A 24,607-nucleotide genomic window follows, 5' to 3' on the forward strand; every position below is an offset into this window, starting at 1 on the left:
TTGTTGCAAAGAATCCGATTATTAATTACTTTTGTCGCAACTATTTAAAATAACCTATACAAACAGCAGTGTCATGACACAAGTTTCAGATCGTTTAGCAAGTTTATCGCCTTCCGCTACGTTGGCGATGTCTCAGAAGAGCAATGAGCTCAAAGCACAAGGTATCGATGTTATCAACCTGAGTGTGGGAGAACCTGATTTCAACACACCTGATCACATCAAGGAAGCAGCCAAGCAAGCGGTAGACGACAATTTCTCTCGCTACTCTCCGGTTCCCGGTTATCCGGCATTACGCAATGCTATCGTTACCAAGCTGAAGAATGAAAACGGGTTGGAATACGCAGCTACACAGATTTCCTGCGCGAACGGAGCTAAACAATCCGTTTGTAACACAATTCTAGTGTTGGTTAATCCCGGAGACGAAGTTATCATTCCGGCACCGTTCTGGGTAAGCTATCCTGAAATGGTCAAACTGGCTGAAGGTAAACCGGTAATCGTTACAGCAGGTATCGAACAGGATTTCAAGATCACTCCGGCACAGCTGGAAGCAGCTATCACACCGAAGACAAAGGCGTTGATCCTCTGCTCTCCGTCCAATCCGACTGGTTCTGTTTACAGTGCAGAAGAACTGGCAGGTTTGGCTGAAGTATTGAAAAAACATCCGGATATCATCGTTATTGCTGACGAGATCTACGAACATATCAACTATATCGGCAAACATCACAGTATCGCTTCTGTCGACGGCATGAAAGATCGCACCGTTATTGTAAACGGCGTATCCAAAGCATATGCAATGACAGGCTGGCGTATCGGTTTCATTGCCGGACCGGAATGGATCGTGAAGGCTGTAAACAAATTACAAGGTCAATACACCTCAGGTCCTTGCTCTGTCTCCCAGAAAGCTGCCGAAGCTGCTTACACAGGTTCACAGGAACCGGTTGAAGAAATGCGTAAAGCATTCGAACGCCGTCGTGACCTGATCGTTAATCTGGCTAAAGAAGTTCCGGGATTCGAAGTAAATAAGCCGGAAGGCGCTTTCTACCTGTTCCCGAAATGTAGCTACTATTATGGTAAAGCTGACGGAAACAACACAATCAAAGATGCTGACGACCTGGCTATGTATTTGCTGGAAAAGGCACACGTTGCCTGCGTAGGCGGTACTTCATTCGGTGCTCCCGAATGTATCCGTATGAGTTATGCTACCAGCGATGAAAACATCGTAGAAGCCATCAAACGTATCAAAGAGGCTTTGGCTAAACTGAAATAAGAGAAAGTAAACTTTTATATATAGAAAAAGGGACTCCGAAATAATCGAAGCCCCTTTTTTATTTTATTCTGCTAACGCAAAATTATTCAGCACGCAAAGTGAAGCGTTTGAATGCAAGAATCTGCAATTCAGGATCTGCTTCCTTCATTGTTTCTTTTACAGTCTTTTTGCCATCCATGATATCTTCCTGGTTCAGCAAGCAAACTTCTTTCAAGAATTTGCTAAGACGACCTTTAGCGATGTTCTGGATCATTTGTTCCGGTAAATTAGCAGCTTTTTCAGCAGAAACAGTTGCGATAATTTCCTTAGCCTTAGCTACGTCTTCAGCAGTAATCCAGCCCTTAGCCATATTGCTTTCCATATGGTCTTCGCTATCTACATGTGAAGGATTGATACCTGCCTTCTTCAAAGCAACTTCAACAGCCTTCTGTACCTGTTCAGCCTTTGTCTTTTCAATTGCCACCTGTATTTCAGCTTCTTTTACTGATTCAGGAACACCTGCTTCATCGATAGCGATAGGATTCATGGCAGCGATCTGCATAGCGATGTTGTGAGCAGCTTCTTCTGATTCTTTGTTGAAAGCAACGATCGTACAAAGCTGGTTTTTACCCATATGGTTATAAACAGTAGTGTAAGCACCTTCTACCACATTATAACCGTCCAGTTCCATCTTTTCGCCAGTGATACCGCTACGGTCAGTAACAGCGTCCTGGATAGTACCTTTACCCATAGGCAAAGCCTTTACTTCATCCAAAGTCTGACATTTGTTAGCCACAGCAGCGTCCAGGATAGCCTGAGTCAAAGCAACGAAGTCTTCGTTCTTAGCAACAAAGTCAGTTTCGCATTTCAAAGCGATAACAGCAGCAAAACCGCCCTCTTTCTTTGCCAACACGCAACCTTCTGCAGCGTCACGGTCTGAACGCTTAGCGGCGATAGCCTGTCCTTTTTTACGGATAATTTCCATTGCCTTTTCGATGTCGCCATCAGATTCGGTCAACGCTTTTTTGCAGTCCATCATACCTGCTCCGCTCATCTTGCGCAGCTTGGTAATATCAGCCATAGTTACAGCCATAATCTTATTTCCTTCTTATTTAATGTTTATACTCTTTCTACTTCTTTATTAACGAACAATGGACAATTACCTATTGACAATCTCTTACTGTCAAAAGCCAATTGCCCATTGTATTTATATTCTAATTGTCAATTGTCAACCGGCAATTGTCAACCGAATTATTCTTCGATATCTTTAGCGTACTTGTCGGCAACTTTAGCGTTCAAAGCATCTTCGTCTTCCTTCTTAGTACGTTCTTTCTTTACAGCAGCTTTAGCTTTGCGTTCTCTTTTAGCGCCTTCGCCTTCACCTGCTGCTTCCGTATCGATCTTTTCAGCTTTGCGTTCCTGCAAACCTTCGTTCATAGCTTCGCAGATAGCGCCTAAGATAACTTCTACTGATTTAGTAGCGTCGTCGTTAGCCGGGATCACGTAGTCGATGTTGTTCGGGTTTGAGTTAGTATCAACCATACCGAAAACTGGGATACCCAGACGGTTGGCTTCGCGAACTGCGATATGTTCTTTCATCACGTCAACAACGAACAAAGCAGACGGAAGACGAGTCAGGTCTACGATAGAACCTAATGTCTTTTCCAACTTAGCACGCTGACGAGTGATCTGAAGTTTTTCTCTTTTTGACAGGTTATCAAATGTACCGTCTTTTGTCATCTTATCGATAGTAGTCATCTTTTTGATGGCTTTACGAATAGTCGGGAAGTTAGTCAACATACCACCCGGCCAACGTTCGATAACGTAAGGCATACCTACTGAAGCAGCCTTATCAGCGACAACTTGTTTTGCTTGTTTTTTAGTAGCAACGAAAAGTACTTTCTTACCCTGTTTTGCCAGGTTTTTCATTACTTCTGCTGCTTCGTCTACTTTAGCAACTGTTTTATATAAATCAATGATATGAATACCATTGCGCTCCATAAAGATATAAGGAGCCATAGCGGGATTCCACTTTCTTTTTAAGTGTCCGAAGTGTACACCAGCTTCTAATAACTGATCAAAATTAACTCTTGACATTTTTTTCTTTTTAAATCGTTTACTTTCTGTTTAATTTTCAACTATCAGGTAGTTCCCCGGCATGTCTGCATGCAAAAGAAATCCCGACAATTTAGATACTAAACGCTTTGTCCTTGTAAGAAACTCACAAATAACATTAACGTTTGCTGAACTGGAATCTCTTACGAGCTTTTGGCTGACCCGGTTTCTTACGTTCAACAGAACGAGGATCGCGAGTTACGAATCCTTCTGCTCTCAAGGCAGACTTATCTTCCGGATTAATCTTGATCAAAGCACGAGCGATAGCCAAACGTGCAGCTTCTGACTGACCTTTGAATCCACCACCATCAAGGTTGATCTTGATATCATATTGTTCTTCAACATTCAGCTTTGCAAGCGGCTGCTTAACAATGAACTGAAGGATTGTAGAAGGAAAGTAATTTGCAAGATCACGTTTGTTGATAGTTATCTTTCCCGTTCCTTCGCTAACGAATACGCGAGCAACTGCTGCTTTACGTCTTCCTATTGCATTTACTACTTCCATAGTTATTATTTAAGTGAGTTTATATCGATTGACTTAGGCTGTTGAGCTTCGTGTTTGTGCTCTGTTCCTTCATATACATATAAGTTAGCAAGTAACTTAGCACCCAGACGGTTTTTAGGCAACATACCTTTTACTACTTTTCTGAACAGATGGCTGGCACCTTTCTTCATCAAGTCGTTAGGTGTGTACTCGATCTGTCCACCGGGATATCCGGTATATCTCAAATAAATACGATCGTTCCATTTGTTTCCTGTCAGAACGATTTTATCTGCATTGATAATGATTACATTATCACCACAATCAACATGAGGAGTGAAGTTGGGTTTGTACTTGCCGCGCAAAAGCTTTGCTACTTTTGCACAAAGGCGTCCCAAAGTCTGTCCATCAGCGTCAACGATGACCCACTCTTTGTTTACAGTTGCTTTGTTTGCAGAAATGGTCTTAAAACTTAAAGTATCCACTGCTTAATAAATTAATTAATTAATAACTCTAAAAAACAAGCGCCTAGTTTTTCGCTGTCATTATCACTACGGACACTTGACGTAATAATGTGCTAGAAACTAAACTCTTAGTACAATTTGATAATATTCGGCTTGCAAAGGTACGGCTTTTCTTCGAAATACAAAACATTTGTACATCTTTTTCGCACCCAAACGATTATGAGCAGAAGATATACAACAAAAGGGAATTGCCGGAGAGTTATGCTTTTCCCTAATTCCTATTTAATTGAAAAAATTTACCGGCGGAAATAATATCCCAACGAGAAAGTCACATTATTCTGATAAAGGGATGATTCGCCGTCGTGTTTGGTGGTACGTCGGTCGAGTGTTCCGCACAAGGCAGATACGGAGAAGAAGAAATTTGAATATTCTACCTGCAACCCAAGGTTTACCCCCAAGTCGAAAGTTTTAAGATCGGCTTCGCCTGATTGTCCGAAAACGATATCGCTATCCACATTCTTAGTACGCATTTTTCCAAACAGGGAGAAATCGACAGCCGGACCGGCCATCACACTGAAATAAACATCGGTAAACTGAAAAGTATACACCAGATTTACAGGCACAAGAATAGAATAATAGTTGCATTTTGTTTTCGGATAAGCTAAATCCGTACCGTCTCCTTCTGAGATTTTTGACAGGTAATTACCACCCTGATGCACAAAAGCGACTTCCGGCTGAAGCGACAATCTTTTATATAAAGGTATCTGAGCCAGTCCCGCCACACTAAATCCGAAACGGGCGCCCGATTGATAATTGTTGTCAATTTTCTGCACCAGCGACGAATAAGCCAAACCACCACGCACACCCCAAGTGATCTGTGCTGTAGCCGGCACAATCATCAACATCACCCATATTATTACCAATCCTATCTTTTTCATATTATATCCTCTTTTCCATGAGCAAAGATAGTTTTTTTTTCTAATGATGATACTTATTCTATGATTTTAACGTATTTCCAGACATCGTATGTAGAAAATAACTAAAATCAAGCAAATAATATATACATTAATATCACAGGTAACTATCTAACTAACAAATGTTAGCCAAATTGGTTTTCTCTTATTTTTATCTAAAAGAAAGATCGGAAAAAGAATACAACCGAAATAATCCCGTTTCTTTGAAAACGCAAAAAGATTGTTCGATGATTATTTATTCATTTTAATAGGTTGACGATGATTTATGAAGGGTTGATCCTGGTTGAACAGGATTTGAAAGAAATGATAGAGTCGAATCTGGGCCGCACAGGGCTCTTGTACCGCATCTACTCAAGAATTAAAAGTAACGATTCTATCAATGAGAAGATAAACAGGAAAAATTATCAGGAAAGCGGTAAACTGATTCAGGATGTAATTGGTATACGTGTAATGACGTACTTCAGTGAGGACATCGATGTGCTCATCGACTACTTTTCATCCATTTTTGACGTGATTGATCTGGAGCATGACAAGATGGACATTGCTCATTTTAATCCGGTCCGTATTAATATGGTCTGCCGGTTGCAAAATGAGCAGCTGGAGGAGTTCAACACATGGAAAAAGCGTTACAGTGAAAGCTTCAAGAATATCGATTCCACTTTCGAGATTCAGGTACGCACTACCCTTTCGGAAGGATGGCACGAGATAGAACATAACATGCGATACAAATGTAAGAAAGAATGGCAGTCGCTGGAAGATGAATCCATCTTACTGAACGGCATCCACGCGACACTTGAGACCAGCGACCGTACGCTCTTCAAACTGTTTGAAGAGATTGCCTACCAACACTATAAAAGCAGAAACTGGACAGGTATGCTACGTAATAAATTCCGGCTACGTTTTACGCTCGAGCCACTCGATCCGAATATCATCACCCTTTTCAATTTCGATAAGGACCTGGCAAAAGCTTTTTATAAAACAGAGCGCAATGTTATTTTACACAAACTGATCAAACATGATATCCGGATGGATATCTCATTCAATAACATTATTTATCTATGTAATTACCTGTTTGTAAAAAGTGGAATGATATACCAACTCACACCGCCCGCATTAATGCGGCAGTTTGAGGACATTTTCGGACAGACGGATAGTTAAAGACATATCTGTTTCGAAAATCAGCACCTATTTTACCAAACAAATGTCGTATCTTTGTTTGGTAAAATATAAAAGTTTTTTCAATCATATATGGAACCATTTATACATCTACACGTCCACACCCAGTACTCGCTGCTGGACGGACAAGCCTCGATCGATGCATTGATTGACAAGGCACAAAAAGACGGCATGAACGCCATTGCTGTTACCGATCACGGTAATATGTTCGGTATAAAGGAGTTCTTCAACAAGGTCTCCAAAAAGAACGGGAAACCGCTTGGAGCCATTAAAGACCTGGAGAAAGAACAAAAAGCCCTCAAAGGGAAAGAAGCTCTTTCCACCGAAGAGCAGGCACGCCTGCAGGAGATTCCGTCTCTGATAGAAGCAGAAAAGAAAAAGATATTCAAACCGATTATCGGCTGTGAGTGCTACTGCGCCCGCAACGGAAGGCACAACAAAACAGCGAAGGAAGACCGTAGCGGTTATCACCTGATCGTTCTGGCCAAAAACCTGAATGGTTATAAAAATCTGATTAAGATGGTTTCCATCTCCTGGACAGAAGGTTTTTACGGCCGTCCGCGTATCGACCACGAATTACTGGAAAAGTATCACGAAGATCTGATCATCTGTTCCGCTTGTTTGGGTGGCGAAATACCGCAGCATATTATGCATGATCGGATAGATAAAGCAGAAGAATCCATCCTGTGGTTCAAAAAACTGTTCGGAGAAGATTATTACCTGGAAATGCAACGGCACGAGACACACGACCCGAATGCCGATTGTACCACGTATCCCAAACAGCAAGAAGTGAACAAGGTGCTGATCGAACTCGCCCGCAAACATAATGTCAAGCTGATCGCTACCAACGACGTCCATTTCGTCAATCAGGAAGATGCCGAAGCACACGACCGTCTGATCTGCCTCAGTACCGGAAAGGATCTGGACGACCCGACACGTATGCGTTATTCCAAGCAGGAATGGATGAAAACGACAGCCGAGATGAATGCCATCTTTGCAGACATCCCGGAAGCGCTCAGCAACACGCTTGAAATAGCAGACAAAGTAGGTTTCTACTCTATCGACAGTGGTCCTATCATGCCAACCTTCGCCATCCCCGAAGATTTCGGGACAGAAGAGTCGTATCGCGAAAAATTCTCGGAACAGGACTTGTTCGAAGAGTTCACCCGTGATGAAAACGGCAACGTTGTACTGAGCGAAGAAGATGCCAAAGACAAAATAAAGAAACTTGGCGGATACGATAAATTATACCGTATCAAGCTGGAAGCCGACTATCTGAAAAAACTGACATACGACGGTGCAAAGATTTGTTACGGAGACAACCTGAATGATGAAGTCAGGGAACGTCTGGACTTTGAGTTACACATCATGAAGACAATGGGTTTTCCCGGATACTTCCTTATCGTGCAAGACTTTATCGCCGCTGCCCGCGAAGAATTGGGCGTATCGGTGGGACCGGGACGTGGATCGGCTGCCGGATCGGCAGTTGCATACTGTCTGGGAATCACTAAGATCGACCCGATTAAGTATGACCTGCTGTTCGAACGTTTCCTGAATCCGGACCGTATCTCCCTCCCCGATATCGATACCGACTTCGACGATGACGGTCGTGGCGAAGTATTGCGTTGGGTAACGGAAAAATACGGAGCAGACCGTGTGGCACATATCATTACCTACGGTACGATGGCTACGAAATCGGCTATCAAGGACGTTGCCCGTGTACAGAAACTTCCGCTTTCCGAGTCGAACCGTCTGGCTAAGCTGGTACCGGATAAGATACCGGATATGAAGAAGTTCAAACTGAAAGATGCGATCAACTATGTGCCCGAGCTGAAAGAAGCAGCTACCGGAAATGATCCGCTTGCTCGCGATACATTAAAATATGCACAAATGCTGGAAGGCAACGTGCGTAACACCGGTGTACATGCCTGTGGTGTTATTATCGGACGATATGATATTTCGGACGTCGTACCTGTCAGTACGGCAAAAGATAAAGAAACCGGCGAGGAAATGCTGGTTACTCAATACGAAGGTTCGGTGATCGAAGAAACCGGATTGATCAAAATGGACTTTTTGGGACTGAAAACGTTGTCCATCATCAAAGAGGCTATTGAAAACATCCGCCTGACTACCGGACGCGAACTCGATATCGACCATATCAGCCTGGAAGATCCGGCAACCTATAAATTATATTGCGACGGTAAAACGACCGGTACATTCCAGTTTGAATCGGCAGGTATGCAAAAATACCTGAAGGAGCTTCAACCCTCCAAGTTCGAAGACCTGATTGCCATGAATGCCCTGTATCGTCCGGGACCAATGGACTATATCCCCGACTTTATCGACCGTAAACACGGACGCAAGCCGATCGAATATGATATACCGGTCATGGAGAAATACCTGAAAGACACCTACGGTATTACCGTCTACCAGGAACAGGTCATGCTTCTGTCGCGTTTGCTGGCAAACTTCACCCGTGGTGAGAGTGACGCTCTGCGTAAAGCGATGGGTAAGAAGCTGATCGACAAGATGAATCACCTGAAGTCGAAGTTCATGGCCGGAGGCCAGGCGAACGGTTACGAGGCAAAAACACTTGAAAAGATTTGGTCCGACTGGGAAAAGTTTGCTTCCTATGCCTTCAACAAGAGCCACGCTACCTGCTATTCGTGGGTTGCTTATCAGACGGCCTTCCTGAAAGCGAACTATCCGTCCGAATATATGGCAGCCGTTCTGAGCCGAAGTTTGTCCAACATCGTCGATATCACGAAGTTTATGGATGAATGCAAAGCGATGGGTATGCAGGTATTAGGACCGGACGTCAACGAATCTATCCTGAAGTTCAGCGTAGATAAAAACAAGAACATCCGTTTCGGGCTGGGAGCCGTGAAAGGCGTAGGCGAATCGGCCGTATTGAATATCATCGAGGAACGAAAGAAAAACGGTCCGTATAAAAATATCTTCGACTTTGTGGAACGCGTCAACCTGACATCATGCAATAAGAAAAATATCGAATCGCTTGCGTTGGCCGGTGCCTTCGATAATTTCGGTATCCAGCGCGAACAATTCTTTGCAGAAACAGGCAAAGGCGAAGTCTTTCTGGATACGCTGGTGCGTTATGGCAATAAGTTCCAGATGGATAAAAACTCAGCAGTCAACTCCCTGTTCGGCGGCGACGATCTGCTTGTAGCCATCGCAAAACCGGAAGTTCCGGTTTGTCAGCGTTGGAGTGACCTCGAACGCCTGAATAAAGAAAAGGAACTGATAGGTATTTACCTTTCTGCGCATCCGCTAGACGAATACCGTATTATTCTAACATATGTATGTAATACGGGTATGGCAGAAATCAGCGACCGGGAAAGCCTGAAAGGGCGTGAAATGCTGTTAGGAGGAATCGTAACCGATTTCCGTGAGGGAATGACCAAGACGGGGAAACCTTACGGAGTGGTTAAAATCGAAGATTTCAGTGGTAGTGGTGAAATTGCCCTGTTCGGTAACAACTATATCGAATATAGCAAATATTGCAAACCCGGGATGTACCTGCTCATCACAGCCCGTGTAGAGCCTCGCCGCTGGAACGAAAACGAACTTGATTTCAATATCGGTTCCATCCGCCTGTTGCAGGACGAAAAGGATAAGCTGATCGAAAAAATCAGTATCACTCTGCCGATCCACGATCTCGACGAGCCTACAGTCAATGAATTATCTGTGCTCATCAAAAACAATCCGGGACAGAGTTTGTTATATTTCAGAGTGGTTGATGGCGAACATAATATTTCACAAAATTTCTTCTCCCAGAATATCCGGTTAAACGTAACAGGCAAGCTGGTCGAGTTCCTACAGGAGAACGAAAATATTGATTTCAAAATTAACGGGTAAAGTTGTACGGTGTAGAAAGAATTACTACTTTTGGCACCTCAAAAGGGAACAATTTAAATTAGATATATAATTATGGCACTAGAAGTTACAGATGCAAATTTTGAAGAGTTAGTAAACGCAGGCAAGCCTATGGTCCTTGACTTTTGGGCAGAATGGTGTGGCCCTTGCCGCATGGTGAGCCCGATCATCGACGAACTGGCAACCGAATACGAAGGTAAGGTCACTATCGGTAAAATGGACGTAGACAACAACAACGATGTCGTTGCCCAGTTCGGTATCCGCAATATTCCTACCGTTCTTTTCTTTAAAGAAGGGAAATTAGTGGACAAACAGGTAGGCGCTGCACAGAAATCGGCTTTCGTTGCTAAAATCGACGCACTTCTATAAGTAAGACTTTATAGCGCGAAGCATTTCGCGTTTTCCCGGAGGGCCGGGTATTCTTTCAACGGAATACCCGGCTTTCTGCATCATACGGCGGACTACTCCTTTGGCACAATAGGTGGTAAGGATTCCTCCTTCCGCCATATGCGCATATAATTTATCGAATATCTCCTGACTCCACATCTCCGGTTGCTTATCCGGAGCAAAAGCATCGAAATAAACGAGGTCTATTCCTTCCGGCAATTCACAGAGATTACTGTCTCCCTGTATTTTATGCAAAATGAAACGATCGGTTATTTTTACAGCTTCATTCCAGATGGCAACATGCAGGGCCTCAAACCATTCTTTCTTTTCCGGACAGATCACATCGCCGTAATTCAGCGCCCGGACCAGTTCGGCTCCAAGCGGATAAAGTTCTATGGAATAATAGTTCACAGAACGATTATTCTCTTCTGCATCTAATAAAGTGAGGAAAGCATTCAACCCTGTCCCAAAACCAACCTCAAAAACAGTGATATCCTTTTTAGCCTGATGATGCAATCCGGCTTCAATAAATACATGACGCGATTCCTGCACCGCCCCATTTACCGAATGGTAATGTTCATCCATCTCCGGAATAAATAATGTATGACTGCCGTCAGCCGTCTGCTGTAATTCTCGTTTCATCTGATTCTGCACTACTATACTTGCATTTGACTGCAAAGGTAAGGAAAATTAAACAGAGTTAGGCAGAGGCATGCATTAACCCTATTTCAGGCAAAGTCAACCCTATACTGAGAACATTAGTATCATAATATATGATATTACTTTCTCATATATTATAATACTTAATTCGCATAATATATGAAAATACAGTATCATAATATATGATATTTCCATCCTTCACCGGATAAGAACTTGGGGAATCCTAGTATGCGCCCGGTAATGATGCAATAATTACAGTTCATATCCTATTAGAACCAATCCTTCCCTAATATTATAGTATCTTTGCCAAAAAACCGATAGCGATGTATAAAAGAGCATATCTCTTCCTGGTATTATTTATTATTTGCATCCAGTTCATGCAGGCCCAGAAAAGCTATTCCATAAAAGGGATCGTAAAGGAAGCTGCAAGTGGTGAACCGGTGCCTTATGCAACAGTGGTGATCTGGAACACAACACAAGGAACAGCAACCGATTCCGTCGGTAATTTTGAGATCACCGGAGTCGCCCCCGGCAGTTATCGTCTTCAGGCCTCCTTCCTGGGATATAAGCCGGAAGTAACCGCCGAGTTCCGCGTTGCCAATAAAGATATCTTTTTTCCGATCGAGTTGGAGCCGGGTAGCGAAAACCTGCAAGAAGTCAGTGTTGTGGCTTCTCCGTTTCGTAAAACAGCCGAAAGTCCGCTCGGACTGCGCGTTATAGGCTTCAAAGAGATAGAAAAGAGTGCCGGAGGTAACCGTGATATATCGCGTGTCGTACAATCTTTTCCCGGAGTCGCTTCTACGGCTGCATTCCGGAACGACCTGATGGTAAGAGGTGGCGGTCCTTCCGAGAACCGTTTCTTCCTGGATGGAGTAGAAATTCCGAATATCAATCACTTTTCTACACAAGGCGCTTCGGGCGGACCGGTCGGAATCATTAATCCTGATTTCATACGCGAAGTAAACTTCTATTCGGCAGCATTTCCCGCTGCCAGAGGGAATGCATTAAGCTCCGTGCTGGATTTCAAACTACAGGACGGGAATAAAGAAAAGTTCTCCCTGCGCGGGGTGGTCGGAGCCTCCGATGTCGGACTGTCGGTTAATGGGCCGATAGACGACAAAACAACCTACCAGGTCTCTGTCAGGCGTTCATATCTGCAATTTCTATTCGATATGATCGGACTGCCGTTCCTGCCGACTTTCACCGATGCCCAATTCAAGATCAAACATGCTTTCAACAAGAAAAACGAACTTACTTTTCTCGGATTAGGAGCCATAGATGATATGAAACTGAATACCGGAATGAAAGATATGAGCGAAAAGAACCAATATATCCTGGCTTACCTGCCGGTTGTAAAACAAAAGACCTATACCCTGGGAGCCGTCTACAAGCATTATACCGGGAAAAACATCTATTCAGTTATCGTCAGCCGTAGCCAGATGAACAACAAAAACATCAAATACCGGGATAACGACGAAAGCATGCCGGAAAATCTTACGCTCAATTACCGCTCGGACGAAATAGAGAACAAACTCCGTAGCGAAAATATCTTCCGCCTCCCTTACATACAACTCCAGGCAGGTGGCAACATCGATTATTCGGAGTATACAAACCATACATTCCAGAAGCAATTTACCACTATTCCCCGTGAGATCACCTATCAGACCGACCTGGGAATCTGGAAATGGGGATTGTATGCCACCGCCATCTACGAAAGCGACAATGAGCGTTTTACCGCCTCGCTGGGACTTCGTGCCGACGCCAACAATTATTCTTCTAAAATGAAGAATATGCTTGACCAATTGTCGCCACGCCTTTCATTGTCTTACCGGATAGCCGGCGATATCTACCTGAATGCCAACGCCGGGCGTTACTATGAGTTACCTCCGTACACCGTTATGGGATTTAAGGACAACGACGGGAATTATGTCAACAAAGGGAACGACCTTCAATATATCCGCAGCGACCAGGCCGGACTGGGACTGGAATATCGTCCCTCCTCTTTCCTTAAATTCACAGCCGAAGGGTTCTACAAACATTATAACCGCTATCCGATGTCGGTCATCGACAGCATTCCTTTGGCCTCGAAAGGAACCGACTACGGTGTTCTGGGAAATGAAGCCGTTACATCCACCGCTACCGGACGTGCCTACGGTATGGAACTGATGGGACGCTGGTATAATTACAAAGGACTCACTTTCATCGCTTCCTACACCTATGTCCGCAGTGAATATAAAGACGGAAGAAATACAGGCATCTACCTTCCTTCTGCCTGGGATAACAAACATCTGTTCACCTTCAGCGGTACCTATTCACTCCCCAAAAACTGGGACATAGGCGCCAAACTCCGGGTAGTAGGCGGCGCGCCATACACGCCTTACGATGTGGAGAAAAGCAGTTATGTGGAAGCCTGGGATGCCAGCGGCAGTCTCTATTACGACTACAGCCGTTTCAACAGCGAACGCCTGAAACCATTCACCCAGCTGGACCTGCGCATAGATAAAACATTTTATCTGAAAAAAGTAATGCTCGGGTTCTATATCGATCTTCAGAACGTACTTAATTCGAAGTACAAAGAACAGGACGTCTATATAAAAACAGGTAAAATACTGAACCCCGATGCCCCTAAAGGAGAACAACGATATGAATTGAAACCGGTAGAACGCATGACAGGAACGATGTTGCCCAGTATAGGAATCATGATAGAAATATAATACCCTTGATTTTCTTCTGTTTTTATTGACCATAGTTCTATATAGATCACAAATAATTCCTATTTTTGTAGCCGGGAAACGGACAGTAACAGAGAAGATATCAATGTTGAAAGTGATTCTAAGAAATATTATATGCCACATACAAATACTACTTATACTTGTATGTCTCATTATGGTCGTTCCTGTTCATGCCGAAGATACCCATCCGATCCTTATTATCAGTTCCTATAACCCGGATACCCGTAATACCACGCAAAATATCTCCGAATTCATGGAGGAGTACAAACGTCTGGGAGGTACAGCTCCGGTCATCATAGAAAACATGAACTGTAAAAGTTTGCCGGAGGCTCCTTTATGGAAAGGAAAAATGGCAACCTTGCTAAAAAAATATAACAACGAGAACACTCCGCAGGCCATAGTCATTCTAGGCCAGGAAGGATGGTCTTCTTACCTGTCGCAGGATGAACCGATCCTAAAAGATATTCCTATCCTGTGTGGAATGGTTAGCCGAAATGCAGTTATTCTGCCGGACTCCAATACCGTAATGGCAGACTGGGACCCGGAGAGTATCGATATCCAAAGTTACATAGACAACGGATTCTACCTATCTGGTTTTATCTATAATTATGATATAAAAAAGAATATAGAACTGGCTTTGAATCTTTATCCCACAACAAAGCATTTTGCTTTAATAACGGATAACAGCTACGGAGGTATCTCCTTGCAAGCACTGGTAAAAAAGGAAATGAAGAAGTTCCCGGACCAGAATCTCATACTGCTGGACGGCCGGAAAAATAATATCTACACCATTGTCGAACAAATAAAGAAACTTCCAAAGGAAACCGTAATCCTACTGGGAACCTGGCGTGTAGATGTAAACGACGGGTATTATGTAGGTAACGCAACCTACACCATGATGGCAGGTAACCCGAATCTTCCGGCTATCACACTGACTTCTATCGGGCTTAGCCATTGGGCAATAGGCGGTTACATGCCTAAATACCGTTCCATCGGTAAAGATCTTGCCAAACAGGCTATCGATATCCAAACAAAGAAAGTACTCCAAAAAGAGATGAAGGCAGTAAGTATTCCCAACGGATATACTTTCGATGCCAAAAAACTAAGAGAGTTCAATATAGAAAGAGACCGTCTGCCTGCCGATTCCACGCTGATCAATGTGGAGGGGAATCTGTTTATCAAATACAGATTTGAGATCCTGCTGATCGTTGCATGCGTATTGTTGCTTTTCCTGATAATGATCCTGTTCTTCCTGTTCAGAACCAACCGGTTGAAAGACGAACTGATGGATTTGCAGAAAGACAATGTTATTATTATGAATAACATACAGTCTTCTATCCGTTTCATCAAACCGGATTATTCGGTCAAATGGGAGAATCAGATAAAGATGCCATGCGCGCCACAATATGGTCCAAGAAACTGTTGCCTGGTTAAAGACGGGCAAAAACCATTTTGCGATGAATGTGCACTGATTTCCGCCATGGAAAGCCGGAAGCCTTTCGAGCTTGTCAAGCAATGTGCCCCAGGTGAATATACACATGTATTTGCCAACCCCATACTCGATGCAAAGGAAAATCTTTTGGGTGTAGTATTCAAGAAAGAAAATGTCACCAAGCAGAAACTAGCTGAGAACGAATTGAGACTGGCTAAGGAAAAAGCGGAAGAATCGGATCACCTGAAATCGGCCTTCCTTGCAAATATGAGCCATGAGATACGTACGCCCCTTAATGCGATTGTCGGTTTCTCCGGCCTGCTTGCCATGACCGAAGAATTGGAGGAACGCGAAGAATACATCAATATTATCAATAACAATAATGAACTCCTGTTGCAATTGATCAATGATATTCTGGACCTGTCCAAGATCGAAGCCAATACGCTCGAATTTGTTTATTCAGATGTCGATATCAATCAGTTATTATGTGATATAGAGCAGACCTCCCGCCTGAAAGCGGCAGAAGGCGTACAGGTTTCATTTGTCGAAAAGATGTCCCATTGCATCATCCGGACAGACAAGAACCGCCTGTCGCAGGTAATAACCAACTTTATTAACAATGCCATCAAGTTCACCAAAGAAGGCGGAATACGTTTCGGCTATAAACATAAGGACGGCAAATTACTATTCTTTGTCTCCGATACAGGATGCGGTATCGATAAAAAGATCAAAGACAGCGTTTTCCAGCGCTTTGTCAAGTTAGACAGTTTCGCTCAGGGAACCGGGCTCGGACTGTCTATCAGCCAGATGATCGTACAGAAGCTGGGAGGAGAGATCGGCGTGGAATCTGAACTGGGGCAAGGTTCGACTTTCTGGTTTACCCTGCCTGATACAGTGATCGAAGAATCGCACGTTGCTGCGGCAGAACCTGTACAAATAGAAATACAGAATAATACCCTTATTGAGAATAACAATAAAAAGTCAACCTTACTGATTGCCGAAGACAACGAAAGCAACTACACATATATAAAAGCAATCCTCAAGGAATATAATCTGGTACATGCCTGGAACGGTCAGGAAGCAGTAGACTTATACAGAAAATATCATCCGGACATGATCCTCATGGATCTAAAAATGCCGCTTATGGACGGATACCAGGCAACAAAAGAGATACGCAAAGACAATACCGTTATCCCTATCATCGCCGTGACCGCTTTTGCCTTTGCCGAAGACGAACAACGGGTGAAACAAAGCGGTTTCAGCGATTACGTAGCCAAACCGATCAAACCCAACGATCTGAAAAAGAAGATAACAGAACTTCTGTAGACTATTGTTATATGGAACGTGTACCCGGAAATTGCAGGGTAAACACCGTCCCTTTCTCCATTTCCGAAGTAACGGTTATATTTCCCCCATGACGATTCAATATCTGACGGCAAACGCTTAATCCAATACCCGATCCTCCTTGTTTCGTGGTAAAGAAAGGAACAAAGACTTTATCCAAAGCCTCCGGGACAATCCCGCTGCCATTATCCGAAACCGTTATCACAGGCATCCCATCCTGCCGGAAAGCCTCTACACGAATCTCAGGGGATTCACTGTCGCAACACGCCTCAACGGCATTTTTCAGCAAATTGATCAGAACCTGCTCGATCATGCTCCGGTCTGCATACAACCGTAATTCTGCCGGGCGGATAGAATAGACAACGTGTATACCGTCAGCCGGGACCAGCTTCTGCAAATCGCTGAATAAAACAGATATCGGGAATATTTGCATGGTCGGAGTCGGTATACGCGTCAGTTTGCGGTAATTCTCCACAAAGTCGAGCAATCCCTTACTCCGACGGTGAATCGTTTGTATCGCTTGCAGCATAATCGCATAATCGCGCTCATTCATACCATTCAGAGCGGCACGCTCCGTCACCGTTTCCGACAGGGAAATAATAGGAGCGATCGAGTTCATAATCTCATGCGTCAATACGCGGATCAGCTTCTGCCAGGCTTCTGTCTCAGCCTCCGCCACCACCGAATTATAAAGCCGGGAACGGAAAGCATTCAGGGCCTCATTCATCGAACGGGTTAACTCGGCTTCCGCCCCTCCGGAAGTAGGAACCGGAAAAGACAGATTCAGGTCTCCGTAATGAATATTCGCAATCAGATGTTCCATCCGGCGAATCGTTTTCCGTTGGTCCAGATACAATGAGAAAGCCAATACGATCAGGATAGCGCTCATCATTACCGAAGTAAAATAGAGGCTTTTCAATATCAGGAACGCGATTGTCAGCGACAATAGGACGATCAGGACGATCTTTATCAAAATGGTATACCGTTTCATAGGCCCAGCTTATCCAGTTTCCGGTAAAGGGCAAAACGAGTAATCCCCAGTAACTCGGCGGCACGGGTCACATTCCCGTCGGCACGCCGCAAAGCACGTTCGATCGCTTCTTTCTCCAGAATGCTGAGATTCAGTTCTTCCAGTTCCGCCTTCTTTTTGGTAACAGAAGGCTGGAGCATAAAATTCTCCGGTTTCAGCATCAGCCCGTCAGAAAGGATCACAGCCCGCTCGATGGCATGTTGCAACTCCCTGACATTCCCCGGCCAGTTATAGTTTTGCAGTTTGCTCCGGGCTTCGCGGGATAAACCTTTTATCTCTTTCTTATATTTACGGGCATAGCGTATCAGGAAATAATCCGCCAGCAACTGGATATCATTACCACGTTCCCGAAGAGGAGGAATATGCAGTTCGATGGTATTGATACGGTAAAGCAAGTCCTGGCGGAAAGTTCCCTCCTCCACCATTGCACGAATATTCATATTGGTAGCGGAGATCAGGCGGACATCTATCGAAACCGGACGGGTAGCCCCCAGCCGGGTGATCTGCTGCTTCTCTATCGCAGTAAGCAGTTTGGCCTGCATCGGCATGCTCAGGTTCCCTATCTCATCCAGAAACAAAGTCCCGCCGGTTGCCACCTCCATACGCCCCGGCTTATCACGACGGGCATCTGTAAAGGCTCCCTTTTCATAACCGAACAGTTCACTTTCAAAAAGCGATTCGGGGATGCTTCCCAGGTCGATACCCACAAAGACCTGTCCGTTACGCGGCGAATGATGATACAGGGCACGGGCAACAAGATCCTTGCCTGTTCCGTTCTCCCCCAGAATCAGGATATTGGCATCCGTATGACGTAACTTCTCGATTGTCACAAAGATTTCCTGCATGGCATTACTCTCACCGATAATCTCGAAACCTTCCTCATCCGAACTCTCCAAAGCCGCTACCTGGCGTTTTAGCGACCGCACTTCCGTACGGCTTTCACGAAGTTTCAAGGCGGCGGATAAGGTGGCCAGCAACTTCTCTTTCTCCCAGGGTTTAGGGATAAAATCCGTCGCTCCGGCTTTGATGGCACGCACAGCTTTTTCCGTATCAGCATAAGCTGTTATAAAAAGGACGACGGCATCCGGATCCGCCTTCTTTATCTTCTCCAACCAGAAAAAACCTTCCTGCCCGCTAATGGCATCCCTTCGGAAATTCATATCCAGCAGGATCACATCCGGCACATAGCTTTCCATAAAATGCTCGATACGCTCCGGCTGTGTGGTCACACGGATTTGCTCCACATAAGGTTCCAACAGCAGATTCAGTGCAAAAAGCACATCTTCATTATCGTCGATGATCAGTATTTTCCCTTGTTTCATATCGTATGCGTATATTAAATATGTGGGGGTAAAGATAAGCATTAAAACAATAAACAGGATGTGCGAATACGAACGTTTTTTGTGCGCTGACGCACTAACCACAAAAACAAACACACTACTTACTATCTAATATTCAAGACATTAAAAACATGGCATACTATTTGTTTTTAATAATATATGAAACATACGAGAAGTCATATATTATCAATAATCCTTGCTGCACTGGCCGCTTTCCCGGCTTACTCGCAGGATACGTTACGCCTCACTTTATCTGAGACCGTACGCATGGCCCAGGAACAATCTCCACAGGCCATCGCCGCCCGACACACTTTCAGGGCGGCTTACTGGAACTGGCGTTCCTATCGTGCCAACATGCTACCCAGTCTGACCTTCACCTCCAGTCCTTCACTGAACCGGTCGATCAGTTCGGTAACCTTACCCGACGGAGGCGAAAGTTTCGTACACCGCAACCAGTTGATGGTGGATGCCGGACTCACGATCAATCAGAATATACCATTCACCGGAGGAAGCCTTTTCGTGAAAACAGCCTTGCAAAGACTCGATCTGTTTTCGGAAAAGACAAGTTCGTATAACACCACTCCCATCGTGCTCGGCTACGAACAAAACCTGTTCGGATATAACCAGTTCAAATGGGATCGGAAAATCGAACCTATCCGTTATACCGAATCAAAAAAGAACCTGACAGAAACACTCGAACTGGTCGCCGCACAGGCAACCCGACAGTTTTTCCAATTGGCCACCGCACAGACCAACTGGGAAATCGCACAATATAATTACGCAAATGCCGATACCCTCTATCAATATGCTCAGGGACGGTACAATATCGGGACGATCACCGAAAATGAAATGTTACAACTGGAACTGAACCTCCTGACCGAACAGACTAATATGATGAACGCGCGTATCGAAGTAGATGACTGCATCCAATCATTGCGCAGCTACCTGGGTATCACCAATGCGTCGGAACTGGTTGCCAGTTTAAACGAAGAAATCCCCCGTTTCAATGTGGAAGTAAAGCAAGCGCTCGAACTGGCTTACGAGAATAATCCGGAACCGGAATACCTCCAGCGCCGCCGGTTGGAGAGCGAAAGTGCCGTAGCACAGGCAAAAGCATCCCGCGGCTTCAAAGCCGACCTCTATATGCAATTCGGCTTGACGCAGACAAACGAAAAACTGAAAGAGGCTTATCGGGACCCTTTGGATCAACAATTAGTCAGCCTTGGCATACGCATCCCGATCCTGGACTGGGGTGTCGGTAAAGGAAAGGTAAAAGTTGCCCTCAGCAACCGCGACAAAGTATATACCGAGGTAGAGCAGTCACGCAACGACTTCGAACTGAATGTCATCAAAATGGTCAAACAGTTCAACCTACAGGCTGATAAAGTGATGATCGCACAAAAAACCGACCAGACCGCCCAACGCAGGAACGATGTTGCCCAAAAACTGTACCTGCTGGGTAAATCGACTATCCTCGACCTCAATGCTTCCATCAGCGAAAAGGACCGGGCACGAAGAGAATATATTACAGCCTTATATAATTATTGGAACCTGTACTACGGGCTGCGCAGCATGACCGGCTACGACTTCGAACGGAACCGTGAACTGACATTCGATTATGAACAATTAATGAAATAAGATAATGGACAAACCTATTGAAAAGAAACCCGTATATTACCGTTACCGCTGGCATATCGCCGGATGTGTCGCTTTTGTCATCCTTCTGGTGTATGTATCGATCGTGGCATCAGGCGGACGAAAACTGCGCACCGAAGCGGACAACCTCATCATTGGCGAAGCACAGGCCGATAAATTCATGGAATATGTGGATGTGGAAGGCGTGGTTCAACCCATCCTCACCATTAAGATAAACGCCCGCGAAGCCGGTAGCGTCGAACGCATCGTAGCTGAAGAAGGTACGATGATGGAGAAGGGCGACACCATCCTTACCCTGACTAATCCGGACCTGATACGTACCATCGACGACCAGCGCGACGAATGGGAAAAGCAGTTGATCTCCTTCCAGGAAAAAGAGATTGAAATGGAACAGAAAAGCCTGGACCTGCAAAAACAAACATTGCAGACAACCTATGAACTCAACCGCCTGAAAAAGAGCTTCGCCCTCGATGAAGAAGAGTTCCGCATGGGTGTAAAAAGTAAAGCGCAGCTGGAAGTACAACGGGATGAATTTGAATATAAAACGCAAAGCACCGCCCTGCAACTGGAAGGTCTTCGCCACGACAGCGCAGCCACCATCCTCCGTCGTGAGTTAATGAAGAATGACCTGGAACGTGAACGGAAGAAATACGACCGTGCCCAGGAACGCATGGAGAACCTGATCGTCCGCGCCCCATTGGCTGGACAACTCAGTTTTGTCAAGGTAACTCCGGGCCAGCAGGTACAAAGCACCGAAGCCATTGCCGAGATCAAGGTTCTGGATCAGTTCAAAATACATACGTCACTCAGCGAATACTATATCGACCGTATCACAACCGGCCTTCCCGCCACCATCACCTGGCAGGGAAAAAAATATCCGCTACGCATCACCAAGGTCGTACCGGAAGTAAAAGATCGTAATTTCGACGTGGATCTTGTCTTTACCGAAGAGTCACCCGAGAATGTCCGCATCGGAAAGAGTTTCCGTGTACAGGTCGAACTGGGACAACCCGAAGAGGCGCTGGTCATCCCACGCGGCGACTTCTTCCAGACGACCGGCGGCCAATGGATCTATAAGCTGAACGAGGCCGGGACAAAAGCCCGCAAAGTAAACATCAGCATCGGCCGACAGAACCCGCAGCAATATGAGATTACCGGCGGATTGCAAGCCGGCGATAAGGTTATTGTCACCGGATACAGTACTTTTGGCGACGCGGAAGAATTGATATTGAAATAAAAGAGACAGAAGAAGAACTACCATGAAAATATTACTACTTGCTATCCGGTCCCTCTCACGCTTCCGGCTCTATACAGTCATCAACATATTAGGGCTGGCAATGAGCCTGACATGTGTCATGATCATATCACGGCACGTGTACAGGGAATTGACAGTAGACCATTTCAATAAAAACCTGGATCGTATATGTCTGGTCACACAGCATTTCGAACAAGAAATAATGCCTCGTTTTTATTACAATTTCAATCCCGGAACAGGCATAGGAGACGCCCGGTTGGTAAATAATCCGTCTGTCGAGAAAGTAGCCCCGTTCTCTTCTTTTACAGAAGACTATATAACAGTCAATGATAAAAAATACAATGCACGTATCCTGGTTGCCGATACTGCCTTTTTGCAGATTCTGGATTATCCGGTAGTATCCGACAATAAACAAATCCCGCTGCAAGACCCGCAAGGAGCTGTTATTACGCGGAACTTTGCCCGTAAACTGTTCGGCACAGACAAAGATATAGTCGGAAAAAGCATACAGCATTCCAACGGTAAAACTATTACGATCACCACAGTTCTCGACGAACCTGTCGATAAAAGTTCTATCCAGTTTGACCTGCTCGTTTCCTTGCAACTGCAAGAAAGATGGGGACGTGCTTTCCACGCTCTCGTATTACTGGCTCCCGGTACTGATATCGATAAACTGAATAAGGAATTTATCAATAGCAAAAAAGGAGGAAGTAAGGAAATACCGAACCAACTGCTTCCTCTCGGTAAATCGTACTTCGACAAGACCGTCAATATGTTCGATGATACTTACCTGCGAGGAAACTATAATAATGTCCTGGTACTCTCCGGTGTCGCTTTTTTAATTTTACTTATCGGCATCTTCAATTTTATCAATATCTACACCGTCCTGATGCTGAAACGGGCACGCGAACTGGGGATGAAAAAAGTATTTGGAGCAAGAGCCTTCCAAATGCTGGTTCAACTCGTCGGTGAAAACATTGTAATGATAGGCTGTGCCCTCTTTATTGCCTGGATATTAATCGAGATAAGCGGAGGAGCTATCGAATCGCCCCTGGGTATCTCGCAGGTAAATAATCTGACATTCGATCTTTTGCTTTCAATAGGTATCCTGTTGCTGTTACCGGCCATAACCTCCGTGTATCCTTTTATCAAATATAATTACACACCGCCCATAACCTCGCTTCGCTCTGTAAATACCAGCGGTAATTCAGTGGTCTCACGTGCTGTTTTCATCGTTTTTCAGTATATTATCACCTGCTGCCTGATAATTGTTTCTTTGTTCTTTATGAAACAGCTTCATTTTATGCTGAATACAGACTTGGGATATAAAACCAAAGATATTATAAAAGCCCAGTTCATCAAGCACCCCAGCAACGTATGGAGTATGCCGGATGAAGACCGAACCAAATACTTCAATAACATTAACCGACTGGATGGTGAGATAAAGCAGAAAATGAATGCCAGTCCCCTTTTCCTTCAATGGGTATATGGCGACAGCCCTCACACGATACAGGAAAGCGGTATCCGTCTGAAAACTGCGGAAGGGGAATATAAAGAGGTCTGCTCAGAATTCATGTCTGCAAAAAATATACAAATGTATGGTTTGCAACTAAAAGAAGGAAGATTCTGGAATGACTCCATTGATAATACAAACGATTACAAATTCATTATCAACGAGACGGCACAAAAGCTATTTGGCATCACTGATATAGAAACTACATTATTACAGCCGGATAGTCGTCTATGGTCTACCAGCCGGGCCGACATGGAAACAAATCCTCCTTACCATATTATCGGAGTAGTAAAGGATTTCAAGTTCACGCACCTATCCAAACCAACTCCTCCGCTGGTTATCTCCAACTTCGAAGGGTTCAATACTCAAAAACTAATGGCGTTGATCGTACCGGGTAAGAAACAGGAAGCCATTGCCTTTTTAAAGAAACTTCATGACGACACGGTAAGTGGCGAATTCGAGTATTCATTTGTCGAAGACGAAGTCAGCGCTCTTTACAAAGATGATAAAAAGGCGGCTTACATCTATTCCTTATTTACAGTCATAGCCATTCTGATCTCTTCATTGGGGTTATTCAGTCTGTCTCTATTTGATGTTCAGCAGCGATACCGTGAGATTGCCATACGCAAAGTGAACGGAGCAACCACCCGTACAGTCATGCAAATGATGCTACGCAAATATTTCAAACTATTGGGATTAGCTTTCGTCATTTCTCTTCCGGTTTCATTACTGGCTATTTTCAAATACCTGGAAAACTTCGCCAACAAAGCCCCTATATCCTGGTGGATATTCGCCGTCGCCCTGCTCATAACTGCCGGAATATCGCTGGCAACCTTGATCTGGCAAATACGGAAAGCGGCAGAAACAGATCCGGCTAAAGCAATGAAAGCAGAATAAAAATAAGGATA

General features: G+C 44.5%; 17 protein-coding genes. 9 read left to right on the forward strand and 8 right to left on the reverse strand.

Annotation, left to right across the window (positions count from 1 at the left end; translation table 11 throughout):
* Positions 1 to 73: 73 nt before the first annotated feature.
* On the forward strand, positions 74 to 1,267 hold the full coding sequence (locus NBH14_RS04290) for a pyridoxal phosphate-dependent aminotransferase (RefSeq protein ID WP_186959917.1): 1,194 nt from the start codon (positions 74 to 76) through the stop codon (positions 1,265 to 1,267).
* Between the two features lie 82 nt (positions 1,268 to 1,349).
* Here NBH14_RS04290 and tsf read toward each other — a convergent pair whose 3' ends face one another.
* From tsf to NBH14_RS04315, 5 genes are all read right to left on the reverse strand, one after another.
* Positions 1,350 to 2,339 carry a translation elongation factor Ts gene (gene tsf / locus NBH14_RS04295; protein ID WP_186959918.1) on the reverse strand — a complete coding sequence of 330 codons (990 nt, stop codon included), beginning with the start codon at positions 2,337 to 2,339 and terminating at the stop codon, positions 1,350 to 1,352.
* A gap of 158 nt (positions 2,340 to 2,497) precedes the next feature.
* Positions 2,498 to 3,343 (reverse strand): 30S ribosomal protein S2, encoded by an 846-nt coding sequence (gene rpsB / locus NBH14_RS04300; protein WP_128135423.1) that lies wholly within the window; start codon positions 3,341 to 3,343, stop codon positions 2,498 to 2,500.
* A 136-nt stretch (positions 3,344 to 3,479) separates the two neighbouring features.
* A complete protein-coding gene (rpsI, locus tag NBH14_RS04305) occupies positions 3,480 to 3,866 on the reverse strand; it encodes a 30S ribosomal protein S9 (RefSeq protein ID WP_007655341.1) in 387 nt (128 codons plus the stop codon).
* Between the two features lie 5 nt (positions 3,867 to 3,871).
* The gene (gene rplM, locus NBH14_RS04310) at positions 3,872 to 4,327 is read right to left on the reverse strand and encodes a 50S ribosomal protein L13 (protein WP_007655343.1); all 456 of its coding nucleotides are present in this window, start codon (positions 4,325 to 4,327) and stop codon (positions 3,872 to 3,874) included.
* 275 nt (positions 4,328 to 4,602) lie between these two features.
* Positions 4,603 to 5,244: a porin family protein gene (locus NBH14_RS04315; RefSeq protein ID WP_046145499.1), complete on the reverse strand. Its 642-nt coding sequence runs from the start codon at positions 5,242 to 5,244 to the stop codon at positions 4,603 to 4,605.
* A gap of 294 nt (positions 5,245 to 5,538) precedes the next feature.
* Between NBH14_RS04315 and NBH14_RS04320 the strand changes: the two genes are divergently transcribed.
* The 3 genes from NBH14_RS04320 to trxA all read left to right on the forward strand — a co-directional run bounded on the left by NBH14_RS04320 (position 5,539) and on the right by trxA (position 10,719).
* On the forward strand, positions 5,539 to 6,438 hold the full coding sequence (locus tag NBH14_RS04320) for a RelA/SpoT-related domain-containing protein (protein WP_186959919.1): 900 nt from the start codon (positions 5,539 to 5,541) through the stop codon (positions 6,436 to 6,438).
* 90 nt (positions 6,439 to 6,528) lie between these two features.
* Entirely contained in the window at positions 6,529 to 10,332 is a 3,804-nt protein-coding gene (gene dnaE / locus NBH14_RS04325) for a DNA polymerase III subunit alpha (RefSeq protein WP_186959920.1), read from the forward strand.
* Between the two features lie 72 nt (positions 10,333 to 10,404).
* Positions 10,405 to 10,719 carry a thioredoxin gene (gene trxA / locus NBH14_RS04330; RefSeq protein ID WP_128135421.1) on the forward strand — a complete coding sequence of 105 codons (315 nt, stop codon included), beginning with the start codon at positions 10,405 to 10,407 and terminating at the stop codon, positions 10,717 to 10,719.
* Here trxA and mnmC2 read toward each other — a convergent pair.
* Positions 10,714 to 11,379: a tRNA (5-methylaminomethyl-2-thiouridine)(34)-methyltransferase MnmC2 gene (gene mnmC2 / locus NBH14_RS04335; protein WP_186959921.1), complete on the reverse strand. Its 666-nt coding sequence runs from the start codon at positions 11,377 to 11,379 to the stop codon at positions 10,714 to 10,716. The genes trxA and mnmC2 overlap by 6 nt on opposite strands.
* Before the next feature lie 341 nt (positions 11,380 to 11,720).
* Here mnmC2 and NBH14_RS04340 point away from each other — a divergent pair, with 341 nt between their 5' ends.
* Positions 11,721 to 14,111 carry a TonB-dependent receptor gene (locus tag NBH14_RS04340; protein WP_186959922.1) on the forward strand — a complete coding sequence of 797 codons (2,391 nt, stop codon included), beginning with the start codon at positions 11,721 to 11,723 and terminating at the stop codon, positions 14,109 to 14,111.
* A gap of 103 nt (positions 14,112 to 14,214) precedes the next feature.
* Positions 14,215 to 16,887: an ATP-binding protein gene (locus NBH14_RS04345; protein ID WP_186959923.1), complete on the forward strand. Its 2,673-nt coding sequence runs from the start codon at positions 14,215 to 14,217 to the stop codon at positions 16,885 to 16,887.
* Positions 16,888 to 16,894: 7 nt separating this feature from the next.
* Here NBH14_RS04345 and NBH14_RS04350 read toward each other — a convergent pair whose 3' ends face one another.
* On the reverse strand, positions 16,895 to 17,896 hold the full coding sequence (locus NBH14_RS04350; RefSeq protein ID WP_186959924.1) for a sensor histidine kinase: 1,002 nt from the start codon (positions 17,894 to 17,896) through the stop codon (positions 16,895 to 16,897).
* Positions 17,893 to 19,257 (reverse strand): sigma-54-dependent transcriptional regulator, encoded by a 1,365-nt coding sequence (locus tag NBH14_RS04355; protein ID WP_186959925.1) that lies wholly within the window; start codon positions 19,255 to 19,257, stop codon positions 17,893 to 17,895. Before NBH14_RS04355 ends, NBH14_RS04350 begins: the two co-directional genes overlap by 4 nt.
* Positions 19,258 to 19,434: 177 nt before the next feature.
* On the opposite strand from NBH14_RS04355, the gene NBH14_RS04360 reads away from it, so the two are divergent.
* From NBH14_RS04360 to NBH14_RS04370, 3 genes are read left to right on the forward strand one after another with little or no spacing between them, the layout of a single operon-like run.
* Complete coding sequence (locus NBH14_RS04360) at positions 19,435 to 20,913, forward strand: TolC family protein (protein ID WP_186959926.1); 1,479 nt, start codon at positions 19,435 to 19,437, stop codon at positions 20,911 to 20,913.
* A 4-nt stretch (positions 20,914 to 20,917) separates the two neighbouring features.
* Complete coding sequence (locus NBH14_RS04365) at positions 20,918 to 22,168, forward strand: efflux RND transporter periplasmic adaptor subunit (RefSeq protein ID WP_186959927.1); 1,251 nt, start codon at positions 20,918 to 20,920, stop codon at positions 22,166 to 22,168.
* A gap of 22 nt (positions 22,169 to 22,190) precedes the next feature.
* On the forward strand, positions 22,191 to 24,596 hold the full coding sequence (locus NBH14_RS04370; RefSeq protein ID WP_250817157.1) for an ABC transporter permease: 2,406 nt from the start codon (positions 22,191 to 22,193) through the stop codon (positions 24,594 to 24,596).
* Positions 24,597 to 24,607: the final 11 nt, after the last annotated feature.

The sequence above is a fragment of the Parabacteroides caecihominis genome (assembly GCF_023656785.1).
GTDB classification, from domain to species: Bacteria; Bacteroidota; Bacteroidia; order Bacteroidales; family Tannerellaceae; genus Parabacteroides; species Parabacteroides segnis.

Coding starts and splice junctions, on each gene's coding strand:
- NBH14_RS04350 (WP_186959924.1), bottom strand. CDS start 17,896: ATGAAACGGTATACCATTTTGATAAAGATCGTCCTGATCGTCCTATTG.
- NBH14_RS04345 (WP_186959923.1), top strand. CDS start 14,215: ATGTTGAAAGTGATTCTAAGAAATATTATATGCCACATACAAATACTA.
- dnaE (WP_186959920.1), top strand. CDS start 6,529: ATGGAACCATTTATACATCTACACGTCCACACCCAGTACTCGCTGCTG.
- NBH14_RS04315 (WP_046145499.1), bottom strand. CDS start 5,244: ATGAAAAAGATAGGATTGGTAATAATATGGGTGATGTTGATGATTGTG.
- mnmC2 (WP_186959921.1), bottom strand. CDS start 11,379: ATGAAACGAGAATTACAGCAGACGGCTGACGGCAGTCATACATTATTT.
- NBH14_RS04355 (WP_186959925.1), bottom strand. CDS start 19,257: ATGAAACAAGGGAAAATACTGATCATCGACGATAATGAAGATGTGCTT.
- rpsI (WP_007655341.1), bottom strand. CDS start 3,866: ATGGAAGTAGTAAATGCAATAGGAAGACGTAAAGCAGCAGTTGCTCGC.
- NBH14_RS04290 (WP_186959917.1), top strand. CDS start 74: ATGACACAAGTTTCAGATCGTTTAGCAAGTTTATCGCCTTCCGCTACG.
- NBH14_RS04365 (WP_186959927.1), top strand. CDS start 20,918: ATGGACAAACCTATTGAAAAGAAACCCGTATATTACCGTTACCGCTGG.
- NBH14_RS04320 (WP_186959919.1), top strand. CDS start 5,539: ATGATTTATGAAGGGTTGATCCTGGTTGAACAGGATTTGAAAGAAATG.
- rpsB (WP_128135423.1), bottom strand. CDS start 3,343: ATGTCAAGAGTTAATTTTGATCAGTTATTAGAAGCTGGTGTACACTTC.
- NBH14_RS04340 (WP_186959922.1), top strand. CDS start 11,721: ATGTATAAAAGAGCATATCTCTTCCTGGTATTATTTATTATTTGCATC.
- NBH14_RS04370 (WP_250817157.1), top strand. CDS start 22,191: ATGAAAATATTACTACTTGCTATCCGGTCCCTCTCACGCTTCCGGCTC.
- NBH14_RS04360 (WP_186959926.1), top strand. CDS start 19,435: ATGAAACATACGAGAAGTCATATATTATCAATAATCCTTGCTGCACTG.
- trxA (WP_128135421.1), top strand. CDS start 10,405: ATGGCACTAGAAGTTACAGATGCAAATTTTGAAGAGTTAGTAAACGCA.
- tsf (WP_186959918.1), bottom strand. CDS start 2,339: ATGGCTGTAACTATGGCTGATATTACCAAGCTGCGCAAGATGAGCGGA.